This window comes from Polaribacter sargassicola (genome assembly GCF_021991835.1).
Classification (GTDB): Bacteria; Bacteroidota; Bacteroidia; order Flavobacteriales; family Flavobacteriaceae; genus Polaribacter; species Polaribacter sargassicola.
In genome coordinates, this window is the sequence record NZ_JAHDAU010000247.1 from 1 (window position 1) to 278 (window position 278).

At 35.3% G+C, this 278-nt stretch carries 1 protein-coding gene; it reads right to left on the reverse strand.

The genetic code is table 11. The features are described from left to right. On the reverse strand, positions 1–268 hold a 268-nt coding region (locus KI686_RS16705), incomplete at its 3' end, for a hypothetical protein (protein ID WP_237590431.1). Between the last annotated feature and the right edge of the window lie 10 nt (positions 269–278).

Consider the following 278-nt stretch of genomic DNA (forward strand, 5'->3'; position numbering starts at 1 on the left):
TTGGAACTCCTTCTGGAATGCGAGCCCAATAAAATTTCCAGTTACCATTTAAAAGCTTATAGCGACTAGAATTGTTTTTGTCATTTTGTAAGGCTAACGATTCGTTGGGGTATGAGTATGAAGTCGCTTTACTTGGTAACCGGTTAATTCCTGAAACTTGAGGGTCTTCCCAGGGCTTTAAATCTAACGTGTTGTTTATGTCCATTTGACAAAAACTTAACTGTAGATTAAACAATGATAGCGCTAAAAATATCCAATTAATTTTCATGTGTTTAATG